This window comes from Sphingobium cloacae (assembly GCF_002355855.1).
Lineage (GTDB): Bacteria > Pseudomonadota > Alphaproteobacteria > Sphingomonadales > Sphingomonadaceae > Sphingobium > Sphingobium cloacae.
This window is the reverse complement of the sequence record NZ_AP017655.1, coordinates 60,505-85,454: the sequence shown is the minus strand read 5'-3', so window position 1 is coordinate 85,454 and position 24,950 is coordinate 60,505. Positions and strand designations below refer to the sequence as shown.

Annotated in this window: 29 protein-coding genes and 2 pseudogenes; 11 read left to right on the top strand and 20 right to left on the bottom strand. The window is 58.9% G+C overall.

From position 1 onward, the window contains the following. Positions 1–65: 65 nt before the first annotated feature. From SCLO_RS00440 to SCLO_RS00415, 6 genes and pseudogenes are all read right to left on the bottom strand, one after another. Positions 66–2,504, bottom strand: a complete 2,439-nt coding sequence (locus SCLO_RS00440) for a TonB-dependent receptor (RefSeq protein ID WP_231923288.1) — start codon at positions 2,502–2,504, stop codon at positions 66–68. Positions 2,505–2,800: 296 nt separating this feature from the next. After that, positions 2,801–4,069 carry a M24 family metallopeptidase gene (locus SCLO_RS00435; protein WP_066521539.1) on the bottom strand — a complete coding sequence of 423 codons (1,269 nt, stop codon included), beginning with the start codon at positions 4,067–4,069 and terminating at the stop codon, positions 2,801–2,803. A 22-nt stretch (positions 4,070–4,091) separates the two neighbouring features. Then, positions 4,092–4,739 (bottom strand): amidohydrolase family protein, encoded by a 648-nt coding sequence (locus SCLO_RS00430; RefSeq protein WP_145980659.1) that lies wholly within the window; start codon positions 4,737–4,739, stop codon positions 4,092–4,094. A 92-nt stretch (positions 4,740–4,831) separates the two neighbouring features. After that, positions 4,832–5,577: pseudogene (locus SCLO_RS00425) on the bottom strand (IS5 family transposase). Positions 5,578–5,694: 117 nt separating this feature from the next. Then, entirely contained in the window at positions 5,695–6,765 is a 1,071-nt protein-coding gene (locus tag SCLO_RS00420) for an IS630 family transposase (RefSeq protein ID WP_066522499.1), read from the bottom strand. 56 nt (positions 6,766–6,821) lie between these two features. Further along, on the bottom strand, positions 6,822–7,076 hold the full coding sequence (locus SCLO_RS00415; protein ID WP_066521710.1) for a helix-turn-helix domain-containing protein: 255 nt from the start codon (positions 7,074–7,076) through the stop codon (positions 6,822–6,824). Positions 7,077–7,179: 103 nt separating this feature from the next. Between SCLO_RS00415 and SCLO_RS00410 the strand changes: the two genes are divergently transcribed. Beyond that, positions 7,180–7,461 carry a DNA -binding domain-containing protein gene (locus tag SCLO_RS00410; RefSeq protein ID WP_066521708.1) on the top strand — a complete coding sequence of 94 codons (282 nt, stop codon included), beginning with the start codon at positions 7,180–7,182 and terminating at the stop codon, positions 7,459–7,461. Positions 7,462–7,524: 63 nt separating this feature from the next. Here the strand turns inward: SCLO_RS00410 and SCLO_RS00405 are convergent, their stop codons facing one another. The 10 genes from SCLO_RS00405 to SCLO_RS00365 all read right to left on the bottom strand — a co-directional run bounded on the left by SCLO_RS00405 (position 7,525) and on the right by SCLO_RS00365 (position 13,060). Then, positions 7,525–7,854 carry a helix-turn-helix domain-containing protein gene (locus tag SCLO_RS00405; protein ID WP_066521707.1) on the bottom strand — a complete coding sequence of 110 codons (330 nt, stop codon included), beginning with the start codon at positions 7,852–7,854 and terminating at the stop codon, positions 7,525–7,527. Continuing rightward, positions 7,826–8,221, bottom strand: a complete 396-nt coding sequence (locus SCLO_RS00400; protein ID WP_066521701.1) for a type II toxin-antitoxin system RelE/ParE family toxin — start codon at positions 8,219–8,221, stop codon at positions 7,826–7,828. The genes SCLO_RS00405 and SCLO_RS00400 overlap by 29 nt, the downstream gene beginning before the upstream one ends. A gap of 97 nt (positions 8,222–8,318) precedes the next feature. Continuing rightward, positions 8,319–8,534: a hypothetical protein gene (locus tag SCLO_RS00395; RefSeq protein ID WP_123905418.1), complete on the bottom strand. Its 216-nt coding sequence runs from the start codon at positions 8,532–8,534 to the stop codon at positions 8,319–8,321. A gap of 126 nt (positions 8,535–8,660) precedes the next feature. Continuing rightward, positions 8,661–9,911 (bottom strand): type II toxin-antitoxin system HipA family toxin, encoded by a 1,251-nt coding sequence (locus SCLO_RS00390; RefSeq protein ID WP_066521699.1) that lies wholly within the window; start codon positions 9,909–9,911, stop codon positions 8,661–8,663. Continuing rightward, positions 9,908–10,225, bottom strand: coding sequence for a helix-turn-helix domain-containing protein (locus SCLO_RS00385; RefSeq protein ID WP_066521696.1), 318 nt, complete (start codon positions 10,223–10,225; stop codon positions 9,908–9,910). Before SCLO_RS00385 ends, SCLO_RS00390 begins: the two co-directional genes overlap by 4 nt. A gap of 61 nt (positions 10,226–10,286) precedes the next feature. Next, the gene (locus tag SCLO_RS00380; protein ID WP_066521694.1) at positions 10,287–11,438 is read right to left on the bottom strand and encodes a tyrosine-type recombinase/integrase; all 1,152 of its coding nucleotides are present in this window, start codon (positions 11,436–11,438) and stop codon (positions 10,287–10,289) included. Further along, positions 11,435–11,602: a hypothetical protein gene (locus SCLO_RS23200; RefSeq protein WP_157080344.1), complete on the bottom strand. Its 168-nt coding sequence runs from the start codon at positions 11,600–11,602 to the stop codon at positions 11,435–11,437. Before SCLO_RS23200 ends, SCLO_RS00380 begins: the two co-directional genes overlap by 4 nt. A 117-nt stretch (positions 11,603–11,719) precedes the next feature. After that, entirely contained in the window at positions 11,720–11,908 is a 189-nt protein-coding gene (locus SCLO_RS23695; RefSeq protein ID WP_231923287.1) for a type II toxin-antitoxin system RelE/ParE family toxin, read from the bottom strand. A gap of 119 nt (positions 11,909–12,027) precedes the next feature. Next, the gene (locus tag SCLO_RS00370; RefSeq protein WP_066521693.1) at positions 12,028–12,282 is read right to left on the bottom strand and encodes an antitoxin; all 255 of its coding nucleotides are present in this window, start codon (positions 12,280–12,282) and stop codon (positions 12,028–12,030) included. A gap of 487 nt (positions 12,283–12,769) precedes the next feature. Further along, complete coding sequence (locus SCLO_RS00365) at positions 12,770–13,060, bottom strand: metal/formaldehyde-sensitive transcriptional repressor (RefSeq protein ID WP_066521692.1); 291 nt, start codon at positions 13,058–13,060, stop codon at positions 12,770–12,772. A 293-nt stretch (positions 13,061–13,353) separates the two neighbouring features. On the opposite strand from SCLO_RS00365, the gene SCLO_RS00360 reads away from it, so the two are divergent. Next, entirely contained in the window at positions 13,354–13,617 is a 264-nt protein-coding gene (locus tag SCLO_RS00360) for a DksA/TraR family C4-type zinc finger protein (protein WP_066521686.1), read from the top strand. Between the two features lie 25 nt (positions 13,618–13,642). Then, positions 13,643–13,789 carry a hypothetical protein gene (locus SCLO_RS23195; protein WP_157080343.1) on the top strand — a complete coding sequence of 49 codons (147 nt, stop codon included), beginning with the start codon at positions 13,643–13,645 and terminating at the stop codon, positions 13,787–13,789. Between the two features lie 316 nt (positions 13,790–14,105). Here SCLO_RS23195 and SCLO_RS00355 read toward each other — a convergent pair whose 3' ends face one another. Next, positions 14,106–14,576: a hypothetical protein gene (locus SCLO_RS00355; protein WP_145980658.1), complete on the bottom strand. Its 471-nt coding sequence runs from the start codon at positions 14,574–14,576 to the stop codon at positions 14,106–14,108. 179 nt (positions 14,577–14,755) lie between these two features. Here SCLO_RS00355 and SCLO_RS00350 point away from each other — a divergent pair, with 179 nt between their 5' ends. Then, positions 14,756–15,643, top strand: a complete 888-nt coding sequence (locus SCLO_RS00350) for a transposase (protein ID WP_169800589.1) — start codon at positions 14,756–14,758, stop codon at positions 15,641–15,643. A 103-nt stretch (positions 15,644–15,746) separates the two neighbouring features. Further along, positions 15,747–16,870, top strand: a protein-coding gene (locus tag SCLO_RS00345) for an IS3 family transposase (protein WP_407695313.1) whose coding sequence is annotated in 2 segments (ribosomal slippage) — positions 15,747–16,011 and positions 16,011–16,870 — 1,125 coding nt in all. Because the reading frame shifts where the segments join, the coding sequence is not laid out codon by codon here. A 35-nt stretch (positions 16,871–16,905) separates the two neighbouring features. Here the strand turns inward: SCLO_RS00345 and SCLO_RS00340 are convergent. Further along, positions 16,906–17,616 (bottom strand): annotated as a pseudogene (locus tag SCLO_RS00340) (IS1595 family transposase); the annotation flags it as partial. A gap of 321 nt (positions 17,617–17,937) precedes the next feature. Between SCLO_RS00340 and SCLO_RS00335 the strand changes: the two are divergent. The 6 genes from SCLO_RS00335 to SCLO_RS00310 all read left to right on the top strand — a co-directional run bounded on the left by SCLO_RS00335 (position 17,938) and on the right by SCLO_RS00310 (position 24,104). Further along, positions 17,938–18,447, top strand: coding sequence for an RNA polymerase sigma factor (locus SCLO_RS00335; protein ID WP_066521669.1), 510 nt, complete (start codon positions 17,938–17,940; stop codon positions 18,445–18,447). Positions 18,448–18,537: 90 nt separating this feature from the next. Continuing rightward, the gene (locus SCLO_RS00330) at positions 18,538–19,497 is read left to right on the top strand and encodes a FecR family protein (RefSeq protein WP_083949220.1); all 960 of its coding nucleotides are present in this window, start codon (positions 18,538–18,540) and stop codon (positions 19,495–19,497) included. Positions 19,498–19,625: 128 nt separating this feature from the next. Beyond that, positions 19,626–22,103 (top strand): TonB-dependent siderophore receptor, encoded by a 2,478-nt coding sequence (locus SCLO_RS00325; RefSeq protein ID WP_066521665.1) that lies wholly within the window; start codon positions 19,626–19,628, stop codon positions 22,101–22,103. 81 nt (positions 22,104–22,184) lie between these two features. Next, complete coding sequence (locus tag SCLO_RS00320; protein ID WP_066521660.1) at positions 22,185–22,535, top strand: PepSY-associated TM helix domain-containing protein; 351 nt, start codon at positions 22,185–22,187, stop codon at positions 22,533–22,535. A 182-nt stretch (positions 22,536–22,717) separates the two neighbouring features. Further along, entirely contained in the window at positions 22,718–23,788 is a 1,071-nt protein-coding gene (locus tag SCLO_RS00315; protein WP_066522499.1) for an IS630 family transposase, read from the top strand. A gap of 64 nt (positions 23,789–23,852) precedes the next feature. Next, complete coding sequence (locus SCLO_RS00310) at positions 23,853–24,104, top strand: type II toxin-antitoxin system ParD family antitoxin (protein WP_066521616.1); 252 nt, start codon at positions 23,853–23,855, stop codon at positions 24,102–24,104. An 80-nt stretch (positions 24,105–24,184) separates the two neighbouring features. Here SCLO_RS00310 and SCLO_RS00305 read toward each other — a convergent pair whose 3' ends face one another. After that, the gene (locus tag SCLO_RS00305; protein ID WP_066521611.1) at positions 24,185–24,571 is read right to left on the bottom strand and encodes a type II toxin-antitoxin system VapC family toxin; all 387 of its coding nucleotides are present in this window, start codon (positions 24,569–24,571) and stop codon (positions 24,185–24,187) included. Next, on the bottom strand, positions 24,568–24,813 hold the full coding sequence (locus SCLO_RS00300) for a type II toxin-antitoxin system Phd/YefM family antitoxin (RefSeq protein WP_066521609.1): 246 nt from the start codon (positions 24,811–24,813) through the stop codon (positions 24,568–24,570). Before SCLO_RS00300 ends, SCLO_RS00305 begins: the two co-directional genes overlap by 4 nt. Positions 24,814–24,950 lie beyond the last annotated feature (137 nt).

The window sequence follows — 24,950 nt, the reverse complement described above, 5'->3', positions numbered from 1 at the left end:
CCAGGGCAGGGCCACGCCTAACCCTGGGTGATACCTAAGCATTCCTTTCAGAGGTAGAGACAATCTCAGAAGCGCACAGTCGCCTCAAATCCATACATCCGAGGTTCACCAGGAACAGCACCGTTGGTTCCAAAAGGCACTAGTGCATTACCGCCAGTGTAATAGCCCTGATTGGTAAGGTTCTTGACGAAGAGAGCCCAGGACATTGGAGATCCAACAATATCCTTCCATTCCAAACGGGCGTTCACCAACTTGTAGGACGGCAAATATGTATCCGGCGCCACGGTAGTACCTTGGCTGGAGAACCACTGGCCGGTTTGGGCATAGAGATCACCCCGCAGGGACAGCGCGCCTAGATCGTTCGGAAGGCCAACGGTAACCGCGCCGTAAACAGATCCGCTCCAGCGCGGCGTGTCAGCATAGGTTCCGTATATCGCCTCCTGACCAAAAAGCGTCGTCTTCCCATTCAAAAACTCCGCATCGGTGTGAACAAGGGTGCCACCAATCTCAAGCCAGTTGGTCGGATTCAACGCCAGATCAAACTCAAAGCCGCGTACCCGCGCCTTAGGTATGTTCACAGTCAGAGCCAAAAGGCTCGAAACACCACCAACAGCAAACGCTGCAGGCGCTGTGGCATAGATAACCCGTTGCACATCCTTGACAATCTGATTGTAGAGTGCAAGATTTGCCCTAACGGGAATCATGCCTACATCGCCCTTGAACTTCATGCCAAGTTCGAAATCATATGTCGTTTCAGGTTTGAATCGATTGCCTCCTTCACTGGCATAGAAGTACCGAGCAGGTCCTTGACCATTGACGCCACCGGCCCGCCAACTGCCACGCTGGGCAAAATATACGAGCAGCGAGTGCGTCACCTGATAATCAACTGTTACGTTCCAACTCGGCTTGCTAAACGAAGTCGTTTCGAAAATAACTGATGGATTGACCGCAGCATTGGTATACAGTCGCGATGTTGCTAGCTCCCCCTGAGTCAGAGAGAACTTCTCCCAAGTGTAACGAAAGCCACCGGTTAGCTTCAGGCCTTCCAAGCCGATTGACGAAAAATCTTGGGTAAGCTGACCGTAAAGCGCCTTGCTGATATCGGCAGTTCCGAAATCGTTCATTTGGACGCTCTGCTGATATCCTGCAGGATAGCCCAGATACTGACCAAAGGGTGCGATTTCCAGATAGGCAATAGGTGAAGAAGAAGACTTTCTCTCTTTAGAATAATATCCCCCAACAATATAGCTCAAGGAACCGATGGATCCAATGACCTGAAGCTCCTCAGAAATACTGCGAACTTTGGTAGAAAGACCTTTATACTCGCCGGTATATGCCGGCTGAGCCGTGCTAGCCATCGAACTGTCAAGGGATTGCAACGTAAAGGGACCACCATTCACGCCATCGTATAAATCAAAGGTTTTCGTCCTAGCAAAGCCAAAAATGTTCTTAATCGTCACGTCGTCCGTCAGTTCGAATGCCGTGCTGTTCGTTAGAACGATATCCTTCCCACGGTGAACGGATGGCGCGTAAGTGTTCACCTTCCAAGGACCCAGCACCTTTTGAAAGGCAATCTGGTCAATATAGCCATTGGGCATCGCTTCGGAGCCGGGATGCAACGCCTGATATGCAGCATACCCGCCAGGAAATTGGTTTAGAAACGATGGGGAATAAAGGCATGCGACAGTGCTGCTGACACCAGGCGTACCACACGCATAGGCCGAGAATGCCTCAATCTGCACGTTTGTACCGCGCGCCCGTGAATATTGAAAAACCGTCTCGTTCGTCAGGCGTTCAGTCGGACGCAGCGTAAGCGATACACGGCCGGATTCTCGGTCTACCGCCCCCTCATTCACATGCTTATACACATTATACTGATACCCGTCGCGCCGCTCGAGGTCACCCGCGACACGCAGTAGGACCTTGTCATCGACAATAGGAACGTTGATAGCACCCTGGATCTGACGGCGGCTGTAATTGCCAAGGCGCCCCGTTAGGAAGCCCTCGAATTTATCTGTCGGCTTAGCCGAATTGAACAAAACGGCGCCCCCGGTTGCATTTCGGCCAAACAAAGTTCCCTGCGGGCCCTTGAGAACCTGTATATTGCCAAGATCATAATAGCCCGAGCTATTAAAGGAGGAAATCTGCACATCATTGAAATATGGCAGAACTCCAGGTTGTGAGCCGGTATAGATATCGATACTTTGTCCCCGTATCGCAAAGTTCACGGCATTGTTGGTCTGGGCTGTGCGAACGATAAGACCTGAAAAGTTTTTCTGGAGATCAGAGTCGGACAGTACCACGCGCGCCGCAAGCTGCTCTGAGCTAAGCGCGCTGACCGCGACCGGAACTTTCGACAAACTCTCACTAACGCGCCGCGCCGTAACCACGATTTCGCCAGTGTCACGAACAGGAGCCGCCTTCGCTGGGTCCTCCTGCGCTCGAGCGGATGTTGAAGCAATACCAACGACGGCCGCTGTGCAGATGAGTACACGCTTGCGCATCCTCGCACGACAAGACGCGGTTTGGTTTATTCCGTGGAACTTAAACATAGCCCTCTCCCTGTAGAGATTCTAATATTATACCCCTGCGCCAATCATTAATGACAAGCATTCGGGCACACCCCAAGAAAGCAAACATCAATTCAAATGATATAATAAGACATTTTATATTTGACCCATCACAGTAGAGATGAACTCCACCAATTAAGCCTATTTAATTGAGCAAAATATCAAGCATTTTCGGCACGCGATGGGTTCGGCACCTCAGATACAATCTCCGAGACGCCGGCATCCAGACATCAGGAGAGCAATTGATCATCCCAAGTAAAAATGCGATCCGAGCAGTCATCTTTCACGTGAAGGATATCTTCGATAAACAGGCGCTGGTTTTCATCGCCGGGGAAGGCGATGTGGATCGAGTATACCATATCACGTTGAAGCGCCCAATCCTTCATGCCGTGCGATAGATCCTGATCAATATGATCGAGACCAAGGCTGTGGAAGAAGATAATTAGTCCCTTCTCGTCATGGCCAAACTTTGCAAACGTTTCAAATCCGATGCGCGAGAGCTCGCTGATCTTCGTACCTGTCCGCGAAGCATTGGCCATTTCGCGTGTTGCAGCAACAGTAGCTTCCCAGTTCTTCTCTGTGACGGGGTTCGGGTTGCCTCCCACCGTCCAGCTCTTTCCACCATCCCAGCAATAGCCGTTATACCGGCCATGAAGATCGAACATGATGTTCATACCCTCGCGAAGCTCAAAATCCACGACCTCAAGGTCAGCATGGAAATATGGACTCAATCCGTTATCCGGTGCGTTTGTATCAGGAAGATTTGGAGACCCGCCATGCGTGAGAGCATTGATCTGGTATTCAAAGATGAGATCGTGCCAGCTCATTCCCTTCTGCCAGTTCCGGACAGCACCCTCCAGCGACGTCTGATTGATCCACGACGCCTTCCGCAAGAGCTCGATTTCGACATCCGTCTTTCTTGCACGTACATGCCGGAACAGGTTTTCTCCAGGAACGGCTTCCAGTTCAGGAATAGCTGATGCAAAAAGCACGCCCATTTCATAGTTATCAAACGCAACGCGACCGCGCGTCAGCCCAAGGTCGCGCAAGCCCGCCACGATCGCCTGGCCCATATTCGAATAGTAAGTGGCTGCGCCTTGGCGTCCCCAAGTCGAATTCTCAAGCACCTCCTGACCCGCAAACCGAGCAAGCTCCTCGAAGTTCGCCTCCCGGTGGAACGGTAGGTTCGACGAAGCAAAGGGCCTGATGTCTTTGATCCACGTTGGCTGGACCTGCAAGCGCATCAGTTCGCTTTCAGACATGACCAAGATTGGATGCTCAGGATCATGGCGTGAGAAGATAACAGGCAAAGAACCTGTCGTCTCTGGCAGGGAGGAGTGCTTGCTAAAGCTGCTCATATAGTATTGATTTGTACCGAACAACGCGACAATGCCGTCGACTCCCCGCTCCTCCATCACTTCGACCAGACGAGGAATATTGCACAGCTTCTCGGGCGCTGGTTGGCGCTCGAACTGCCGTTGGGGATGGTTCACAAGCATTTAAATCTCCTCTTCCGATATCTTAATTGCCGATTGGAGCGTCGATATTATACACTCTCATCGCGTTATGCATGAACAGGTCCAATCTTTCCTCATCGGAGAGATCAGATGTCATGATTTTGAAGGCGTTCCATATTATCGTATAAGACGTAAAGATCATATCGGCTGGAAAATTACTTTCCATGATACAACGCTTTGTGCCAAATATATTGATCGCCTCTCTAAAATACTCTTCTTGTTGCTTCGCCATTTCGAGAGAAGTGAGAGGACGAGACTGGTCAACATCTACCAGTCCAGTAAAGCCCTGGTTTAAGCCGCCGAGCTTGAGATAGACGTTTTCGCATCGAGCCACCTCTCGAAGACCAGTCTTCCACTCGGCCATGGATCGACGTTTGTCGGTCGCATATCCTCCAACACCTGCCGGGCCACCGAAGTGATCAAGAACGATCGTCATCGCCGGCTCAGATCTCGCCAGTTCCACAACTTCTCGATATTGGGACTGAAAGGTCCAGGCCTCGAAAATGAGCCCTCGCTCGCGAAGCTCTCTTATGCCACGCGCAAACTCCGGGCGGCGCATAATGCCTGCTTCCGCCGCACCAAAGCCCGGACCGACTTGTTCATCATAGGCTGTTAGATGCCGAACGCCCCGGAACCGGCTTGACGCAGCCATATGCACGTCAAGGACACTGCCAACGCTCTCGCTCAACAAGTCGGCGGTAGAGATGATCGCACAACAAGCGCCAGCAACATCACCGCCCAGACCTAGGTTTCGTGGACAAAGGGTATCCAGAGTTTGACTGACACGAGCGCTACGAAGCCGAGGTATGATTCTTTGGTTTTATCGTAGCGGGTCGCGATGCGCCGCCAGTTCTTGAGTTTGTTGAACAGGCGTTCGATCAGGTTGCGCCATTTGTATTTCGCGCGGTCGTGCGGGGCGGGATTGCGCCGGTTGACCTTGGCAGGGATCACCGCCTCGACACCCGCCGCCTCGATCTCTTCGCGGATCGCATCGGCATCGTAGCCCCGGTCGGCCAGGAAGGCCTTGATCCGGTCGGTTATCATACGGAACAGTGGGGCGAAGCCCTGCACATCGTGCGCCTGTCCGGGTGTCAGCACGAAGCCGAGGGGGAGGCCCCTGGCATCGCACCTTGCGTGGAGCTTCGTCGTGAAGCCGCCTCGCGATCGGCCAAGCGCCTCGGTTTGCTGAGTCCCCTTTTTATGCCGACGGCACAATGATGTGCCCGGACCACCGTGCTGTCGATCATGTCGGCGGCCGCGTCGCGCCCCGCCAGTTCGGCCAGCGTCTCGAGCATGGCATCGAACACGCCGGTCGTGACCCATCGTCGATAGCGCCGGAACACGCTGTTCCACTTGCCATACTCGTCCGGCAGGTGCCGCCATTGCGCGCCGGTCCGCGCAATCCACATCATGCCCTCGAAATAAGGGCGATTATCCTGCGCCGGGCGGCATCCACGACCGTGCTCAGGCGGCAGCAGCGGCCCGATCACTTCCCATTCTTCGTCCGTAACGCCGATCCGCTCGCCCAAGGCTGCCTCCAAAAGCCAGCCTTGAATCAGCGACCGAGTCCCCAGTCAAGCTTTGTCCACGAAACCTAGTGCACTGACTCAGTCGGTTGGTACAGGCAGCCGCCTGAGTTTGGCGAGAATGGTCTCGGCCGGCTTGGTCCAGACGAAGGGCTTAGGGTCGGCGTTCTGCTTTCGGATGTAAGCGCTAATGGTGTCCTGGAGGTCGACGACGGAGGTGAAGACGCCGCGCCGGATGACCCTTCGGGTGAGCGCCGAGAAGAAGTTCTCGACGGCGTTGAGCCATGAGCCCGAGGTCGGGGTGAAATGGAACACCCAGCGTGGATGATCGGCGAGCCACTCCAGGACCTTCGGATGCTTGTGGGTGGCGTAGTTGTCGAGGACGGCGTGGATCACCTTGCCGGCAGGAACGGCGCGCTCGACGGCGTTGAGGAACTTGATGAACTCCTGGTGCCTGTGCTTGGGCATGCAGCGACCGACGACTGTGCCGTGGAGGACGTCGAGCGCGGCGAACAGGGTGGTCGTGCCATTGCGTTTGTAGTCGTGCGTCATTGTTCCGCATTTGCCCGGCTTCAACGGCAGACCGGGTTGGGTTCGGTCGAGGGCCTGGATCTGGCTCTTCTCGTCGATCGAGATGACGACGGCGTGAGCCGGCGGGGCCATGTAGAGACCGACGATGTCTTCGACCTTGGCGGCGAAGGCGGGGTCGCTCGATCTCTTGAAGGTTCGCAGACGGTGGGGTTGGAGGTGATGGACCTGCCAGATGCGCTGGACGGTTCGGAGCGAGACGCCGAAGGCTTTGGCCATTGCGCGGCCGGTCCAATGGGTCACGGCACCGGGCGGTTCGGAGCAGGTCAACGCAACGATCCGTGCGACGACGGGCGCGGCGATCGGCGCCGTACCGGGCTTGCGCGTCTTGTCGCGGAGAAGACCATCGACGCCTTCCTCAGCGAAGCGCTGTTGCCAGCGCCAGACCGCAGGTCGGCTGACGCCGGCGCGGCGGGCCACTTCGAGCACCGGCAAGCGGTCGCTGGAGAGCAGCACGATCCTGGCGCGCAGCACATGCTTGAGCGGGCAGTTGCGGTCGCCGACGATTTGTTCAAGCCGAGCACGGTCGGCGGCGTTCAAGAGGATGTTGACGGTCTGGGCCATGACGGGAGAGTCGCATGTCCTAGACGATTTGTGAATCTCCCGTCTGCGTCATTGCACTAGATACCGTCGGCCCCACAAGCGTCCAGATAAACCGCCAGCAATTCCGTCGGATCGCGGCCCAAAGCCTTCGCCACCGCGACAAACTCCACAACATCAACCCGCCGTTCGCCAAGTTCATATTTGGCGACAAAGGATTGCGGCCGGTCCAGGTGGGCTGCAAGAACGGCCTGCGTCAACCCGGCAAACTTGCGGCTTTCAATCAGGATTTCCCGAAGTTTATGATGTTGAGGGGAGCGAAGGGAACTGGTCATGGAATCCGGCAAAATGAAAGGCCGGTATTTTCTTTGATCCCAAATTCGGATTATCCCATAACGGGATTGAACCGTTCAACGTGCCTATCCCGGAGGATCGAAGATGGTCGAGCCTGATCCCGCAGTTGCCGATGATGCTCCTTCCGAAGACAAGCTGACGCCCTACGATGAGGAAAGGCTGTGCCTTTATCTACGGCTCCTCGATGCAGAAGCCGATGGTGCGCACTGGCGGGAAGTGGCCCGGATCGTCCTGAACCGCGATCCTGCGGCCGATACCGAACGCGCGCGGCGTTGCTGGTCCAGCCATTTGAAACGCGCCCAATGGGTTGCCGCCACTCGCTATGCGGAATTGTTCGCCGGAACGAATAGAAGCAACGGCTTGTAGCTGGCGCCTCGCACAAAGGCAGCGCACCATGTTCATCACGGCGGATTTCCTAACGCACCGCGCTTACGCGATCGCCTGCAGCCCCTTCGCTTTCACCAGATTGAGCAGCTTGAGCGAAGGACCATCGGGGCGCTTTTCGCCACGTTCCCATTTGCTGACTGCATCTTTCCTGACATTGAGATAGTGAGCGAAAACCGGCTGCGACACCTTTTCGCGTTCGCGCAACGCCCGGATTTCCTCCGGTGCCAAAGGCTCCACCGGCGTAAGGCACAACGCATCGAACTCGCGCATGGTCGATTTGTCCACCAAGCCTACTCGATGGAGTCCTGCCGCCGCCTCGTGGACCGATGCCAGTATCAGGCTTTCAGCCCGCTTGCCCTTCGTCTTCGTCATCACTCGATACCTCGATCAATTCTCCGGCCGTCGCAGCGGCCTCAATCTGGTCGTCGGAAAGACCCAAATATATGGTCGCCAGTTGTTTCAGCGCCCTTAGCTCCTTCGCGTTCACATTGGCCTTCTCATTCTTGGCAAAGCCGTGGGCGAAGAAGCTGTGCCCGCCAGCCTTGAACAGAATGATCGTCCGAAAGCCTCCCGATCTGCCGCCACCCGGTCGGGCGACGCGCTGCTTGAACACACCTCCGCCCAGGTCCGCGTCATATTCCCGGGCCGCAACCTCTACCGCAGCTCGGTACAGGCTCTCGCCTGCCACCCCTGCCTTGCGCGCAAACCGGGCGAACCCTTTGGTCATGAACACGCTCATGGCAGCACCCAAGCAGCGAAACGCTTCATACTATAGTCCTTAGAGCTATAATTTCAAGAAGGTCGGTCAACAGCGGCAACCCATTTCGCCATTAGCCTCATGCGTATCGGGCAAACGGCACCACATTGGTCGTAGGTTCGCGCCCCTCGATCAGATTTTGCAGATGGGCCGCCCACGTATCGAGCGTCTTCCGCTTCTCCGGGTCGTAGCGATAGCGATTATCCAACGCACAGTCGAAATCCTTGGTCTGCATTTCTCCCATGAAGCCATCCGGCAACGGAACTTCGCAATAGACTCGATCGTACATTCCCATGGCGCGTTCCTCAAACCGGCGGCGTTTTGCTCATTAAGAGCTTCACTTGGTCAGCGTCCATGACCAACCTTTGGTCGCGACAGCATCGCTCGCGCATTCGACCGAGCCGGCCGCCGCCAAGCGGGCTCAGAAGAATATTCTGTTCATATGCGCGAGCCGTTCGGCGACCTCCTCACGCGAAGCAGTGACCCCCAATTCTTCCGCATGGACCGGCCATTGGGCAAGACTCGCTCGGACTGCGTCAATCATGTCCGACACCGAACTGTCCGATAGTCCGTGACGTTTCGCGAGCCGCTCGACATGTGCGCGGGTTGGCGTCCGCCCTTCCCCTTCGACCGCGAGATAATGTTCACCGCCCGGACCATGGGAGAAGGTGAGGTCATAGGCAGGGGCGAGACGCCATTGATCCCGGGTGCCGAGCAGAAACGCATGCTGCCTGGTATGATCGTCCCTGTTGTACGCCAGAATATTGAACAGCATGCGCCTGAAAGCCTGGTCCAGGTCGTCCGCATGCCGGGTTATGCCCTGCACGGCGCGAAGAAAGCCATCATAGTCTATGCTCGGCGCATGGGGCGGCGCTTCGATCGCCCCGGCCAGCGAGACCATATGCACGCGCCGTCCCGGCTGAGGCCGGTCGAAACGCCTGGTCGCAAAATAGCCTGGGCCATCCTTCGCCGGCAACAGGCGCGACGGCGCCATGACGATACCGGCAGCCCGCGCCATACGCGCATAGGCTTCCTCGACAGCGCCAATATCGATGGGGTCCGTCAGCGCCCGGAACTTGACGATCCAGCTCTCGAACCCGGCGGCAACCTCGCCTTCGGCGACGTGAATGTCTCCATCTGGCGAAAAACCGACATGGATCTTAGGGCGGGCGCCACCCGAAGCACCCGCGAGCGTCGCCAGCGTGTCAGCCAGCCGCGCCTCGTCTCCCAGCAGGATCGAACGCGCCTCCGCCGCCAGCGCATCGAGGTCGAGCGTCGCCACTTCCTCGGCTGGTGTGGTGGCAGGCTCGTAGATCAAGGCGCCGCGCCCCTGCCGACCGACCAGCGCCAGACGGTCGACACCGTCCAGACCCTCCCACCGGACCTCGAGTTTCGCGAGGCGCCGTTTCATCAGCAGCGCGCCCCACCCCTCGGGCAGACTGTCGGCAAGAAACCCATGCAGACCTTCGAAGTCTCGGCTGCGGGCTTCGTGGAGACCGGGTTCGGCCGGGTAGAGCGCGGGGGCGATCGGGCGCTTGCCCGCCACCATTTCCGATGACCATTCGAGCACGGCACGCCCCCGCCCCATTGCCAATCGGCCTACCGGTTCGGCCGGGCTTCCTTCATCCTGCCACAGCCCGATCTGCAGCGGCGTGCCCGCAGCAAGCTTCATACGGACCGCCGCGGCGCCCGAATGCGACGTTCCGCGCCGTTCCCAGCTTTCTTCTGGCGCTCGAGCAGCTCGTCCATGCTGACCGCCGGGGGTTCCGGAAACAACGCCTTCAAATCCTGCTCGCAGCGAAGCGCGATCGCGGCGCGCACTAGATCGTCGATCGACGCTTTCCCTTCGGTTTCCAGGCGCCGCCATGTGCGATAAGATACCCCGGCGCGATCCGCGGCCTCAACCTGCCCCCAGCCAAACGCGAGGCGGCGTGCACGAATGCGGTGGCCGATTGCCTGGGCCATTTCGATGGGTGTCTCGAACATTGGCCATATATGGCCCCATATCACAAGAAATACAATATAATTGTCCTTATATGGACAAATTTCAGGAATCTCCCTTCTTCGTCGAAAGCCGGCGGCGGGGCGCTGGCGGGATTTTCTCAGGGGGCGTCGGTTTCGTGACGATGCCATTTATGAGCCTGGCTAGGCTCCGCAGGGCGGCGGCCTTCTCCTCAAGATAATGATGGCGATCATAGGTCCCTTCGACGCCGGGGATCGCATGCCCGAGCACCCGCTCGGAAATATGCGAATCCACGCCTGCCCTTGCCATCAGCGATTTCGCCGTTCTTCTGAGGTCGTGGATAACCCAGCGCGGGATCGCGTCCCCGCCTTTCTTCGCAATCGCGGCGTCGAGTTGCGCTTTCGCCTTGCTGAACCCATTTTGAGGTCGGTCGTCGAAACGGCCCGGAAAGACGAAGGGACTGGACGCGTGACGCGGCTGGGCCCGAATGATGTCCATCGCCAGCGGCGGCAGCTTCAGAAAGCTGGCATTACCCTTTTCCCTGTCCTCTGCCGGTATCGTCCAGACGCCGTCCGGGGAAAGGTCCGCATGCCGCATGTCCGCGAGCTTCGCCCGGCGTTGCCCGGTCAGCAAGGCCATCCGGACAAGCCCGTTGAAGGGATCGGCTCCGCTTGTGGCTTTCCACAGCAGCCAGATCTCGCGGTCGTCCAGAATGCGCTTGCGGGCGCGGGCACTGCCGTCGGCGCGCTTCATGCCTTTGATGATCGGCGAGACATAGCCGTCAGCCCGCGCCGCATACCAATTGCAGAGCGATGAGATCTGGGCGAGCACAGCGTCCGCTTGCCCCGTCCCGCTCTTGTCCTGGACATCGTCCATAAGCGCCGTGACATCGGCTCTCCGGATGCTTCTGATATCCCGGCCGCGCCATCGGGGGTGGCCGTCGGCGTCATCGAGAATATAGCGTTCGAACAGGCGCTGGATTTCCCGGGCCGAACGCAGCGGCGGCACCGGGCGTCCTCGAAAGTCTTTTTGTCCTTCCTTCAGGACATGCCGTTTCATGAACTCCCCATAGACCGACTCGAAAAGCTCGGCCCCGCTCTCATCATCCGCCCCTTCCTGGCTGTCGCCCGCAGGATCCGGTTTCGTCGGATCAATGCCATTCGCGATCGCCGCCTTCCACTGCCGCGCTTTTGCCCGGGCCGCTTCGAGCGTGAGTTTTTCCACCCCGCGCTTCACCGGTCGTGGATGACCGCGGTCAATTTGGCCATCAACTCGGCGAACTGGCGCAGCTTGACGATGGCCGTGGAAGGATCGTCGCGGAAATAGCGTTCCGCGAGTCCTCCCAGCGTTACCAGTCGTCCATCATGCGTGGACAGAAAACCGAAATTGAGCGAGTCCATTCGTCCCCCGATCCCAACTTCCTAACCGAAGACGCAAAAGATGTCTCGCCTTCCCGATGGAGCGGCTTCAAACCGCAGGCGCCGCTTGCCCACTATGGGGGATTGAGCGCAAGGCATCTATTCCAGCCGGTCAGCCAGTCGCACCATCGGGTCCATGCGCTCGTGAAAAATCGCCACCACGAGGGCGGGCGCGTCGTCACGCGGAAGGCAGAAGACATAGTGATGCTCGCAACGGACCATTCGCAAGCCCGGATGGAGCGCAGACATGTCCTTGAAAAAGCCCTCTCCCGTCGCAACGCTTTCCATGCCAGCTCGCAGCTTGACCACATAGCTACGGGTCTGCGCATCGCCCTATTGCTTGCGTGTATAGCGGATAACGTCGCGCAGGTCGGCTTCCGCCGCCAACGTCAGGACATAGCTGGCGGTCAAGCGCGGCTATCCCTTCCCAGCTCTTCGTCAACGATGGCATCAATGCTCTTGGTGGACACGCCGCCTGCCAAGCCCTCGGCAATCCGCTTTCCCAGCAGAGTTTTCAATTCTTGCCATGCGGTATCTTCGCCCACATCGGCAGAAAACAGCCGCTCAATGGCATATTGCTTGATCGTCTTGTCCTGCAACGCCGCCAAGGCTTTTAGGCTTTGGTGCTGCTGGTCGGTAATATCTATGGTCAGGCGACTCATGGGAACCTCGCATATGGCTTGATCCCCACATTACCACAAATGTGCATTTGTGGTAACCCATCGATATGGCGCTCCCAAGCCTCCTTTGCAGCTATCCAAACGGGGCATTTTTAGGGCATCAGACGCGTGCAATTGAATGAAACAGGGTGAAATCGATCCGAACGCGTCACTACACCAAAGATTCGCACTCCCAATGCGTTACGCTACAAGATTGGACATAATAATACAGTACAATCAGAGACTTAGTGAAACTCTTAATCAGCGGGTCCTAGGTTCGAGCCCTAGTGCGTCCACCACCTTTTCAATAACTTAGCATTGATAACGTGGCATCGAAGAGTGCCGGGAGCGCCCGCGTAATCGCCACGTAATCACCCTCACATTCGAGCAAAAGGCAGCGGGGGCTTCGTGCGGCGGCTCCACTCCCACCATATGATGACGCGGACCCAGGTGCGCGCGCGAACACCGAGACGGGAATCTCGCGGAGAGACTACCTCAGATACGTGCGCAAGATCTTCATCACGCCGTCGATGGCGCCATCGGGGTCGCTATCCTGCTTCTGGTCTGCCGGAGCGTGCCCGGGACCGAACGTCTCTCGAAGATGACTCTCCATCACCTCCGCCATCAATCCGTTGAGAGCGCCCCGCATCGCCATGATTTGCTGGAGCAGCGGGCCGCAGTCGGTTCCGGCTTCGATTGCCCGTTCCAGCGCTTCCGCCTGCCCCCTGATGCGGCGCAGACGTGTGACCGCCCGCTTCTTCTCTTCCGGTGAATGTGGCATCGCGCTTTCCTGAACAATTACCTCTCCATACTATACAGGGGGGGAGTTTCAACCCTGCTTGGCGCCCGGTTGACGGCCGCCCGAATTCTGCGCGGGCGATGTATCTCTGGCGTGCGTCGGGGAGATGTCGCGATCAGCCATTGGCCTGCATGCCTTGATACTCCTCGGGAGTATATTATATTGCTTGAGTCAGTATGGTGTCGCCGTCGCGAGACGGTCGGGTCGCGCGGAATGACGGGCCACAATCCCGGCCATCCGATCCCGCAGACGCCAAATCGAAGGAGCCTGCAGCGATGGCTAATGGATGGGCGCCCGACAGCGCGGTGCAGGATCAGATCGATGCCACCATTGTGGACGCGGTCTCCGCCGCGCGAGCCCGCTTGCCTTCGGGCGAAGGCACTCTCGACTGCGAGGTGTGCGGAAACGAGATCCCCGCCAGGCGCCGTCAGGCCGTTCCCGGCGTCACGACATGCGTGGAATGCCAGAGCCAACGGGACCGCCGTCCGACTTTCTCCGGGATCAATCGCCGGGGAAGCAAGGATAGTCAGTTGCGCTAGGCCAAGGGCCGGGAGCATTGATATAATGAAAGACTGGCCCGATCCCGATGAGCCGAAAGGCTCGCGTCTACTTTTCCATCTCGAAGTCTGGGTGCTTGCGGTGTTCACGGCGATCGGTTTCGGGATGGCCTTCGGGCCGCCCGTCATTCGTTTCGCTCGCGGCATGATGTAGGGTCGGCCATGCCCGCAATCATTGTCGCCGGCGCGCTGTTCGCCTGCACGCCCACCCTGGTCTGTGATGGCGACGGACCCATGTTTTGCGCCGAAGGTCCGCGCGTCCGCGTCGCCGGGATCGCGGCTCGCGAGCGCGACAATACCTCTGCCGCGCAGGCCATCCATGCCCCACCGCCACCGGCGATCAGGCGTTGCGGGCCCTGGTCGCGCTCCTTGGAGGTTCGCGCGGCACGGTCAGGTTGGGCAGCGCAAGCTATGATCATGTTCGGGTCCGCGCAGCTATGGTGTTGGGTGCGCGCGGGAAGGAATAAGCCTCAAGCGAAGCGAGATACGCCTTGCGACAAGCGATCCAGCAGCGCCGCTACCCGCTCTTGTGTCATAACCGCGCTGGGTTGGCGGTCCACAAGGCCGGGTATGCCCTTGGCAGGATTGCCGACAATGTAGTCGTTCGTCATGGGACCGTTGAGGAAACCGTCATTACGGTCTTGAGCAACCATGGCCGCAAGCATTCCGGTCGCCGGGTCGGTAGAGGGCCATCCCAAAATGCGCTTGTCGCTATCGGTGAGAGACGCCGCAATATCGGTTATAGTCCAGACGGTGCCCTTCTCTGTCGTGAACGTCCGAACGGCGGGAGCCGTAGCATCACTTTCGCTAGGCGATACGACGGCCTGATTATTGGCGGTGGCAAGAGCTTCACTAAAAGCGGCCCCGCTTGCGCGGCCCGGATCGGCAATTTGCCGGTTGAAAGCTCCCGGCATGTAACCGCTGATTCCCGTGATAGACATAATCATAGGGCTATCGCGGGATGGTTAACATATGGTGAAAGGAGGCACTAGCGTTCGCGATCTTCGTCATGGCGGGGACGGGGCGACGCGGCTCATCGACTTCGCTGGAGGGGAAAGCCTTCCCATAAGCGCTAACTTTGCGATGGACGGCAGGAATCGGTCTGTGATTCATGAGGAGGATGGACTCAAACACCCATCCCTATTCCGACATTGCATGGCGTGATTTGCTGTCGCGTTTGCCGGCCAATCTGGATCTCGATCAAAGCGCGCGAGAATATGGCGCTTTGAAGCGCAGGCGGGTAGTGCGGGATGGCGCGACTATGCTTCGACTGGCGTTGGCCTATGGGCCGGGCGGGATGAGTCTACGGTCTGCAGCGGCATGGGCGGCTGGATGCGATATTGCGCATTTGTCGGATGTCGGGCTGTTGAAGCGCCTTAAAGGGGCAAGTGACTGGCTGAGCCATGTTGCCGCATCCTTGCTCAACGACAATATCCGCGGCCGGCATGCTGCGCGACGGCTGCGGGTAGTGGACGGCAGCGTGATCCGATCGTCGGGCAAGGGCGGCACGAACTGGCGGCTATACGCAACATACGATCCAGCAGAAGGGCGATTCAGCCAACTTGAGATCAGCGATACGCACGGTGGTGAGAGCTTGTCGCGCCACACATTTGAGAAGGGCGATCTCGTCTTGGCGGACCGAGGATATGCCCGGACGCCGGGATTGCTACATGTGCGCGAGATGGGCGCGGACTTCATCATGCGGATCGGCTGGTCGACAATCCGATTGCTGACACCGAACGGCGCGCGGCTGGACTGGAACGCGCTTTACGCAGGAATGCAGCCGGGACAAATAGCCGAACACGAGGTGCTGGTCGATCACTCCGGCCGTAAGCGAGGAGCGCCCGGCGATTCGACATTCGGGGCACGTCTGATCATTCGGCGCAAAGACGAAGCGTCGTCGGAGCGGACACGCAAGGCGATTTGGTTTGACCATAGAAGGAAGCAGCGGGTACCTACATCGCGTTCCACGCTGAAGGTAAGACAGACCCGACGGCCTCCGATATAAAGTACTATCGGATGATGAAAGCGTGGTGAGGTGACACGGCGAAAGTGGTCCAGTTGCAAAGTTAGTATTTCCGACGGATTTTCCCTTTTGAGGAGTGACGTCGATGAAGAAGCAGAGGTTTTCTACAGAGCAGATCGTGGCGGTGTTGAAGCGAGCGGAGTTGGGCTTGCCGGTAGCGGATTTGATCCGGCAGATCGGGATAACCGAACAAACCTTTTACCGCTGGAAGCGGCAATATGGTGGCCTGGAATCGGATCAGGTCCGCGAGCTAAAGCAGGTCGTGGAGGAGAACGCGCGGCTCAAGAAGCTGGTCGCTGAGTTGAGCCTCGACAAGGCAGTATTGCAGGATGTCTTGTCAAAAAAATTCCCCGGCCAGCGCTCATGAAGGAAGTTGTAGCTTATGTCGTGTCGTCGCACGGTTACAGCGAGCGCCGGGCCTGCCTTGTCACGACGCAGCATCGCTCGACCCAGCGCAAGCCGAGTATGCGAGACCCGCGCACGGCGGTTCGGCAACGGATGCACGAGATCGTCGCGACACGGATCCGGTACGGTTATCGGCGTGTGCATGTAATGCTGAAGCGCGAAGGTTGGCAGATTGGGCGGAACGTTGTCTACCGGCTTTACCGCGAGGAAGGCCTGGTTTTGCGCACGAAGCAGCCGCGCCGACGCAAGATGGTCGTGCATCGGGAGGCGCGGTGTAAACCACAACGCCCGAACGAGGCCTGGAGCCTGGATTTTGTCCATGACCAGTTGAGTAGCGGGCAGAAGTTCCGGATGTTGACGGTGGTCGATGTGTTCAGCCGGGAGGCCCTGGCGATTGAGGTGGGGCAGCGCCTGCGCGGAGAGAATGTCGCTGAAGTTCTCAATCGCCTCGTGCGCCAGCGCAGAGCGCCAAAGTATCTTTTTGCCGACAATGGCGCAGAATTTACCGGTCGTCTCGTTGATCTGTGGGCTTACCACCATGGCGTTCGGATCGACTTCAGCCGGCCCGGAAAACCAACGGATAATGCGTATATCGAGACGTTCAACGGATCGTTGCGGGATGAATGCCTGAACATCCACTGGTTCGCCTCGATCCCCGAGGCCAGGCGGCTGATCGAGGCCTGGAGGATGGACTATAACGTTAGCCGTCCTCACTCGGCTCTTGGCAATCTGACCCCGGCGGAATACCTTGCCGGATCAAGTTTTTGCATTGACCCCATGGGGTCAATGCAAGTCGGAAGCTAACGCTCGACCTGAACCACCAACCCCAAGCGCTTCACGTAAACCGCATACTCACCCTTCCCGTGGCTCACGCGGCCATGCTCGAAGCCGTCGCCGGTCAGTAAGTTTTAGCTGTAGAGTTCGTCGGTCGAGACGACCGAACCCGCTTCCACATTGTCCAGCACCACGCCGCGCAGCGTGTCCTTCTTGACGTTGGGAATAACGACAGCCTTCATGTTGCCGCCGCGTTCGGCCAGGCCCATGACGATCGTCTTACCCGGAGCGCCGCGACCGCGCTTGCCGCCCGAACGGCGACCGCCGACATAGGCTTCGTCCAGTTCGACGTGACCGGCCAGCAGCGCGTCAAAGGACTGCGCCTTGGCGGTCAGGTCGCGGATTTGCTGCCCGATGCGATAAGCGGTCTTGTAGGTCACGCCAAGCTGGCGCTGGAGTTCCTTACCGCTCACGCCATGGCGCGTCGTGCAGAACAGATACATGGCGTAGAACCACGAAACCAGCGGCGTGCGCGTGTCATGCAGGATCGTGCCGGCGGTCGGGTTCACATGATGACCGCAGTTGGCGCAGACGAACGTGCGGCGGGTTGCCAGCTTGTGATGCGTGGCTTCCTTGCCGCAGGCGCTGCACTCAAAGCGCGTGCCGCCGAACCGCACCTGCATGATGTGCGCGATACAGGCATCATTATCGGGGAACCGCTGGAAGAACTCGCGAACCGAGAACTCAGGAGTGGCGGAAGGGCTTTTCTTGCTCATGCCATCTTAATGGCAGAACATCATACATGCGTCAAAGGGATAAACGGGATCATTTATGAGTCAATTGACAATTGCGATGCCGGAGGCTGGCCGGAAGTCAGCGCGCTGATGCAGGTGCGGTCGATCCTGCCCGGCGGGCAAGTTCCTCCTGCGACAATCCCCGTTCAAGCCGGGAGCGCTTGATGTTCCGCGCCAACATGTCCCGTATGTCCATGGGCGGGCATGGCATCGCCACGCAGAGTATTTTCACCACGGGATATTCTCTACATAGTTACTCCCAGTTGTTGCGAATGGTTCTCAAGCTGCGCTAAGGCCTTGGCGATGACGACGAACGCCGTTGCCTTGACTCGCCTGTTGCTCGCCGAGCGCGCTTCGCTTGTGCGGCTCGTGCAGCGCATCGTCGGTAGTGTTCCGGCGGCCGAGGACGTGACACAAAGCCTGTGGTTCCGCGTCCAGCAGGTCGAGGATGATCCGCCTATCAGCAACAAGCGGGCCTATCTGTTCAGGCTGGCCACCAACCTTGCCGTGGACCGCGCGAAGGCCGAGCGCCGTCATGACGCGTTGTTCGAGGACGGGCCGCTTTCCGAGGACGTGGCGGATGAAAGCCCGCTGGCGGAAAGGATGCTGCTCGATCGCGAGGCCCTGGGGCTGGTGCAATCGGCGGTGCGGGAATTGTCGCCCCGGTGCCGCACGATTCTCCACATGCGCCGCGTCGAGGGCCTGACCGCAAGTGAAATCGCATCCCGCCTTGGAATCAGCCGCCAGATGGTGACGCGCTATATCGCGCAAGCCATGGCGCATTGCCTCGATCGGCTCGATACGGATGAATGAATCCGGGCGGACAGGTTTCCATTTTCCCTCTTCGGTCGTCATAAGAAGTGAGAGCAGGCTGAGCGCAAACGGCGCTTCGCTGGCGGAGAAATGACGATGGGTGGAGAGCGGCCAATCCCGAAGCAGGTCAACAGGCAAGCGGCGCAATGGTTCGCCGAGCGCGAATCGGGCGACATGACGGCGCAGGATGAAGCCCGCTTTCGGCAATGGCTTGCGGCCGATCCGCGGCACGCCCGCGCGTTCGAGAGGGCGGCGGCCGTCTGGCAGTCCATGGATGCGCCGATGCTCGCCCCGATCCCTCGCCCGGCGCGTCGCGAACCGGGGCGGCGGATGCAACCGGCGCGCGGCCACAGGCGGCAATGGATCGGCGCGGCGATTGCGGCCAGCCTCGCCCTGTTCATCGCCGTCGAGAGCGACCTGCCGACACGCTGGCGGGCCGACGTCATGACCGCGACGGGCGAGATCAGGGAAATCAGGCTTCCCGATGGCTCGACCGCGATGCTCAACACCGGCAGCGCCATAGCGTTCGCGCCCGATGGGCGAACGGTGACGCTGTTGAAGGGGGAGGCCGCGTTTCAGGTCGCGCCCGATCCCGCCCACCCCTTCTCCGTGAAGGCGGGGAAGGGCGCCAGCACGGCGCTGGGAACGCGCTTCATCGTCCGCCAGCTTGGCGACGGCGCGCGCGTCACCGTGACGGAACATAGCGTGCGCGTCGCGCTGGCGCGGAAATCAGCCGTGCTGCGCGAGGGCGAAGCGATCGACTATGACGCCGACCGTCTCGGCGCCTCCCGGCCCGTTTCGGTGGCCGATGCCGATGCATGGACAAGAGGGCGCATGCGGGTCGTCAACCGTCCGCTGGGCGAGGTCGTGGCGGAATTGGGCCGCTATCATCGCGGCTATATCCGGGTGATCGGCGACGATCTGGCGAAGCGCCCCGTCAGCGGAACCTTCGACGTGCGCGATCCCGTGGGCACGATCGACATGATCCAGCGGACGCTTGGGATTGGTTCGACCCGGCTCACCGACCGGATGATTCTCCTCCACTGCTGACAGCCGTTGGAAAAAAATTTCCTATTTCAGGTTTCCAAATTGCGATCCCGGCAGTCTGCATTAATGAGGGCAATTCGCATTAGCGAAAGGCCCCGACAGTTTTTTGCAGATTCGGGGGAACCAGGAGCGTGAATTCCAAATATAGCCAAACCGCCCATATCCGTCCCTTGCGCTCGGCGCTGGGGGCGATCCTTCTGACCACTACAGGCCTTGCCACGACCGCATTCGCGTTTCCCGGCGCGGCAGCGGCGCAGGCCGTCCATGTTTTTGACATTCCCGCTGGCTCGCTGGCTGACGCAATCAACAGTTTCGGGGAACAGGGCGGCGCGCAAATCCTCTATGACGCGGCGCTGACTCAGGGCCGCGATTCGGCGGGGCTGAAGGGACGCTTCGGCGTCGCTGAAGGGCTTTCCCGGCTTCTGGCCGGGTCGGGCATAACCTTCCGGCAGACCGGCCCCAATATCTTCACGCTGGAACCCGCCCCGCAATCGGCGGACGGCGCGATCCAGCTCGGGCCGGTGCGGGTCGAGGGGGAAGGCGCTGGCCGTGGCGGCTCTGGCATAGCGGAGACGGCCACCGGCCCCGTGACAGGCTATGTCGCCACCCGGACGGCTACCGGGTCCAAGACGGACAGTTCGATCCTCGAAATTCCGCAAACCATATCCATCCTCACCCGGGACAGGATCGAAGCCCAGGGTGGGCAGAGCATCAATGACAGCGTGCGCTATACTGCGGGCGTTCGTTCAAACTTCGCGGGCGCAAATCCCAAAGACGACGCGCTGATCATCCGTGGATTCTCGCAGTTCACGTCAAATTTCTATGTGGATGGCGTGCGTCTGCTGCCCACGACGTCCTATTTCAGTCAGGAACCCTATGGATTTGAACGTATAGAGATTTTGAAGGGGCCTTCATCCGTTCTCTATGGTCAGAATGCGCCGGGCGGCTTGATCAACCTCGTGACCAAGCGTCCGACAGAGGACCGCCGGGGCGAGGTTGCAATTCTTGCCGGAACGCAAAACAGGCTGGAGGGCACGCTCGACGTTAGTGGCCCGGTCACAAGCGATGGCGCCCTTCTCTATCGTCTGGTCGGATTGGCGCGCAATCTTGACCAGCAAATCGACTATCTGAAAGACGACAGGGTTTATATTGCGCCCAGTATCGCCTGGCACCCCGGAGAGGCCACATCCCTTCTAGTGCAGGCTTCCTATCAGAAAGATCATTCCCTCTACCTTCCGTTATTTCCTTATCAGACGATGGATGGTTCAAATCCCAACGGCCGTATTCCTCGCAGCAGGTTCATGGGGGAACCCGGTTATGATCGCGGGGATATGGAAGTCTATTCCTTCTCCTATGAACTCAAACAGCGCCTGAACGATCATTGGAATTTCAAACAGACCGTCCGTTATTCCCATGCGGACGATTATTTCCAATGGCTTTATAAGCTGGGCTTGCTCACAAATAATCGCACTGTGGGGCGTTCCTACAATTTGCGAAAGATCACAGGAGACAGCATAGGGACGGATAACGCCATGACCGGCGAATTCCGGACAGGGGCTCTCTCGCACACCGTCCTGTTCGGGTTGGACTATATCCGCAGAACCACGAATGTTCTGAGCATCGATGCGCCCGCATCCGGCATCGATCTCTACGATCCCGTTTACGGTCAATCGATCGCACCTGTTTACGGCGCCCCTTTCCAGACGCGGCAGACGAACCATCAAACCGGCCTGTATTTCCAGGATCAGATCCGGTCTGGTGGCTGGGTATTGACGATCGGCGGGCGACAGGATTGGGCAAGGCAGCGCACGCTCAATATCGGCACTGGGGTTCTCACGAAGCAGAAGGACAAGGCTTTCTCCGGCAGGGCAGGGCTGACCTACATCTTTCCCAACGGCCTCGCGCCTTATGCAAGTTATTCGGAATCTTTCCTGCCGGTGAGTGGCACGACCTCACCGGCGAGGGGAAGCGCGCCATTCAATCCCGAGGTAGCGAAGCAATGGGAAATCGGGCTGAAATTCCAGCCGGAAGGGTCTCCCAACCTTGTCACCATCTCGCTGTTCGACCTGCGCCGACAGAATGTTTCGACCGTCGATCCGGATGACACGCGATACACCGTTCAGACAGGCGAGCAGCGCTCTCGCGGGGTAGAAATCGAAACGACCGTCAAGATAGCGGACCGCCTTAATGTCATTGCGGCCTATACCTATAATGAAGTCGAAACGACCAAGGACAATCCAAATGCCGCCGGGGTCGATTATGTGGGCATGTCACCCGCTCGCGTGCCCAGGCATCTGGCTTCGCTTTGGGCCGACTATAGCCAGCGTGAAGGTGTGTTCAAGGGTGTGCGAATTGGCATGGGCGCGCGTTATGTCGGCCCGACATATGGAAATGCCCTCAATACGTTCAAGGTTCCGGGATTTACGCTTGTCGATGCCGCGTTCAACTATGATCTGGGTGAGGCAAGTCCGGCCCTTTCCGGATGGAACCTTGCCGTCAATGCGCGCAACCTCTTCGATAAATATTATGTGGCATCGTGCACGGCTTTGGAATTCTGTAATATTGGCGAAGTCCGTAGCATAATCGGACGACTCACTTACAAATGGTAATCCGGATAGGAGCGCCCTGCCTCGCTCATCCCCGGCCATTTTGAAAGTGGCGAGATGAAAAGGCCGGGGTTTCGGCAATCCATGGCGCAGCTTCACACCTGGGCGGGTCTCCTGCCCGGGTGGTTGCTGTTCCTGATAGTCCTGTTCGGTACAGCCATATTCTTCCGACAGGAAATCAACCAATGGATGCGGCCCGAACTGCGGGCCGCTCCTATTTCCAATCGGGCATTGGACGCCGCTGGCGCCTATCCGATGGTCGCACCCAGCTATACCGAGCAGCGCAGCACTTTGGCCAAGACGATTGGCCTGGGCCACAAACCGGAAACGAAAGCGTCGGTAGCCAGACCAAGCCCGGAAGCCGTCAAACCCGCCAAGGCTGCGCACATCCGCCGTGCCCGCAAGAAAGCCGCCGAGACGCCGCAGCCGGAATGACGCATGGTTTCCGGGCCTCGGTCCTGGCCATACTGATGCTGGGCGCAAGCGTCGCGCTTCCGTCAATCGCCCATGCCGATCGGAAACGAGTTGCGTCGACGCGGCGGCGTGGAGCGAGGACGCTAGTGCAATGACGCAGACGGGAGATTCACAAATCGTCTAGGACATGCGACTCTCCCGTCATGGCCCAGACCGTCAACATCCTCTTGAACGCCGCCGACCGTGCTCGGCTTGAACAAATCGTCGGCGACCGCAACTGCCCGCTCAAGCATGTGCTGCGCGCCAGGATCGTGCTGCTCTCCAGCGACCGCTTGCCGGTGCTCGAAGTGGCCCGCCGCGCCGGCGTCAGCCGACCTGCGGTCTGGCGCTGGCAACAGCGCTTCGCTGAGGAAGGCGTCGATGGTCTTCTCCGCGACAAGACGCGCAAGCCCGGTACGGCGCCGATCGCCGCGCCCGTCGTCGCACGGATCGTTGCGTTGACCTGCTCCGAACCGCCCGGTGCCGTGACCCATTGGACCGGCCGCGCAATGGCCAAAGCCTTCGGCGTCTCGCTCCGAACCGTCCAGCGCATCTGGCAGGTCCATCACCTCCAACCCCACCGTCTGCGAACCTTCAAGAGATCGAGCGACCCCGCCTTCGCCGCCAAGGTCGAAGACATCGTCGGTCTCTACATGGCCCCGCCGGCTCACGCCGTCGTCATCTCGATCGACGAGAAGAGCCAGATCCAGGCCCTCGACCGAACCCAACCCGGTCTGCCGTTGAAGCCGGGCAAATGCGGAACAATGACGCACGACTACAAACGCAATGGCACGACCACCCTGTTCGCCGCGCTCGACGTCCTCCACGGCACAGTCGTCGGTCGCTGCATGCCCAAGCACAGGCACCAGGAGTTCATCAAGTTCCTCAACGCCGTCGAGCGCGCCGTTCCTGCCGGCAAGGTGATCCACGCCGTCCTCGACAACTACGCCACCCACAAGCATCCGAAGGTCCTGGAGTGGCTCGCCGATCATCCACGCTGGGTGTTCCATTTCACCCCGACCTCGGGCTCATGGCTCAACGCCGTCGAGAACTTCTTCTCGGCGCTCACCCGAAGGGTCATCCGGCGCGGCGTCTTCACCTCCGTCGTCGACCTCCAGGACACCATTAGCGCTTACATCCGAAAGCAGAACGCCGACCCTAAGCCCTTCGTCTGGACCAAGCCGGCCGAGACCATTCTCGCCAAACTCAGGCGGCTGCCTGTACCAACCGACTGAGTCAGTGCACTAGTTTAACAATCCTCGCCAAAAATGGCATGAAAGCCGCCAAGAGGTGTTCTCCATGGCAACGATGAATGTTTCTCTTCCTGACGCGATGAAGCAATGGGTCGAGGGTCAGGCTGCAACCGGGCGGTATAACAATGCCAAAGATTATGTCCGCGATCTGATCCGGCGGGATCAGGAGCGCCGGGAGAAGATCGTCACGATGCAGAACATGGTCGATAAGGCGCTTGCCTCAGGCGTCAGTTCCCGTTCCATGGACGATGTCATAAAGGAAGCCCGGTGCCGCGCAGATACAGATCATGGCTTATAGGCTCACACCGAGGGCCGACGAAGATTTATATGGACGGCGTCGAGGTCCTCTCTGGCTGTCCATCATCGGCCTGAACAGCATCAGACTTTTCGAACCGGCCCCGGATATTGGGCGACAGTCGCATCCGAGGTCAAAAGCGTGATGCCTTCGGCTGTGGCTTGCGCGACAAGAATCCGATCGAAAGGATCCCTGTGAATCTCCGGCAGGCCATCGACCGCAACCGCATGCTCGCTGGTGATTGCCAGTTCATCATAGCCATTATCCAGCAAGGCGCGGCGGAAAATATGGGGGTCCACCTCGAAATCCTCCCGGCCCAGTCCTCGCTTGATCGTGATCTCCCAAAGGCTGGCGGCGCTGAACATCAAGCTATTTCCTGTATCTGCTATCAGGCCTCTGGCGGCCTTGGACAGGCGCCTGGAATCGTCCGCCGCCCATAACAGGAGATGCGTGTCGAGAAGCAGCTTCATTCGTGACCGCTAAAGATCTGCTCGATCTCGGTCGAGCCCATGCGGTCGAAATCGGAAGGCACTTTGATCTGCCCCGCCATGAAACCAATACGCCGCACCTCGTCACGGGCCGGTGCATCGATTGGCGAAACCTTGACCATCGGCTTGCCGGCCTTGGCGATGATAAACGGCTCACCGCGGGCCGCGCGCTCGATCAGGCGCGAGAGATGCGTTTTCGCTTCGTGGATATTCACCGTTTCCATCTGCCTGCTTCCATAGACTAAGTTTTATTGGTTTAGTTCAATATAGCTGTTTACGCAATGATTTCCAGCTCCCCCAGGAATTGGCAGCGGAATCATCCAAAAAAAGCCGCGCTAGCTGATAGAGCCTCACCCGCCAA